This window comes from Terrabacter sp. P5_B1, from assembly GCF_056400505.1.
Window position 1 is genome coordinate 1 of sequence record NZ_JBFULD010000525.1, and the last position, 1,677, is coordinate 1,677.

The 1,677-nt window shown below is 73.0% G+C and carries 1 protein-coding gene; it reads left to right on the forward strand.

What is annotated here, in order from left to right; all coding sequences use genetic code 11:
* Positions 1–437: 437 nt before the first annotated feature.
* On the forward strand, positions 438–1,677 hold a 1,240-nt coding region (locus AC1DP0_RS21645), incomplete at its 3' end, for a DUF6421 family protein (RefSeq protein WP_478088599.1).

Genomic DNA, 1,677 nt, shown 5'->3' on the forward strand with positions numbered 1-1,677 from the left:
CCCCCGCCCCGGCGGCCGACGTCCTCGTCGTCGAGGCCGCCTCGGCCATGGACGACGAGGTGCGTGACGCGCTGACCCAGGGCCGGGGCGTCGTCGTCCTCGGTGCTCCGACGCGTGCACTGGCCGGTGTGACCGTCGGTGAGGACGCCGCGCCCGGGACCCTCCGGCCCGCCGTCCGCGTCGAGCGCGACACGGAGATCGGCGAGGACCTGCTCGCGCGCGTCGACCTCGGTGCGCTCCGAGCCTCCGGTTCGCTGGCCGTGCAGGCGCCGGCCCGTCCGCTGCTCGCTGCCGGCGGGGTGCCGGTGGCCGCCACCACGGCTGCTGGGGCCGGCCGCGTCGTCGTGCTGACCGTCGTCCCGGATGCGGACTCAGCCGGTGCGCAGTCGTTCGCCGAGCTCGTGCACAACGCCGTCTGCTTCGTCGCGCCGCGCCGGGTGCGCCACGTCGACCTCGCCGCCGACCACCCGCTCGTCAGCTCCGACGCGTGGCGCGCGCTCAAGTCCGCGGTCACCGACCTCCGGGCGCTGCAGGTGGCCGACGGGTCCGTGCCGGAGGCCGCCCACCACGAGGCCGCCTCGACCCAGGTCGGCCGCGTCGTCGCCGGCATCGAGGCCCTCGCGCCGCAGCTGCCGCACGACGCCGACTACCTCGAAGCCCTCGTCAAGGACTTCGGTCGCTGGGCCGACGGCGGGTTCGAGGTGCCGGACTTCTACGACTCCCTCGTCGCCTTCGCGCCGGCGCAGCACCGGGTCGACGGGCTGCCCCACCTCGTCGTCTTCCCGATGTACACCCAGAACGGCAACCCCAACCGCCAGGTCGAGGCGGTCCTGCTCGAGGTGATCTGGCCCGACTTCGTCGCCGACCTCGAGGGCGGCGACTACTCCAACAAGCTCTTCCTGCCGATCCGCTTCCTCGACTTCACCGCCGGCTACGACACGAACTCCGCCGTGCTCTTCCCCGAGACCGTCGCGATGCGCGAGGTCCCGACCTTCACGTGGGGCGGCATCTTCGCCGACCGTGAGGCGGCCCGGTTCCGTCRCGTCGTCTCCGAGGCGGCCGCGGTCACGCGCCTGTCCCTGCCGCCGGACGCCGCCCGCCTCGTCGCGGACCAGGAGCTCGCCGAGCGCGCCTTCGTCATGTGGGACCTCATCCACGACCGCACCCACATGCACGGGGACCTGCCCTTCGACCCGTTCATGATCAAGCAGCGGATGCCGTACTTCCTCTACTCGCTCGAGGAGCTGCGCTGCGACCTCACGGCCTTCCGTGAGGCCGTCACGCTCGAGGCGCAGGGCCACCCCTACGCCCGGTCGGTGCAGTATGCCGTCCTCTTCGACCGCATCTTCCGCTTCGCCATCACCGGTGACCGCACCCGCAACTACGACGGCCTGGGCGGACAGCTGCTCTTCGCGTGGCTGCACCAGCAGGGGGTGCTGCACTGGACCGACAACCGCCTCACCATCGAGTGGGAGCGCGTCGCGGAGCCGGTGCTCGAGCTCGGGCGCACGGTCGAGGACCTCTACTGGCGCTCGATCGACCGTCCCAAGACCGCACACTGGCTGGCGGCCTACGACCTCGTCGCGTCCGTGCTGACGCCGCACCCGCTGTCGGCGTGGGCCCGACACCGCGAGGGCGACCTGACCGCGCTGCCGCTCGACGGGCCGCCCAAGGGGC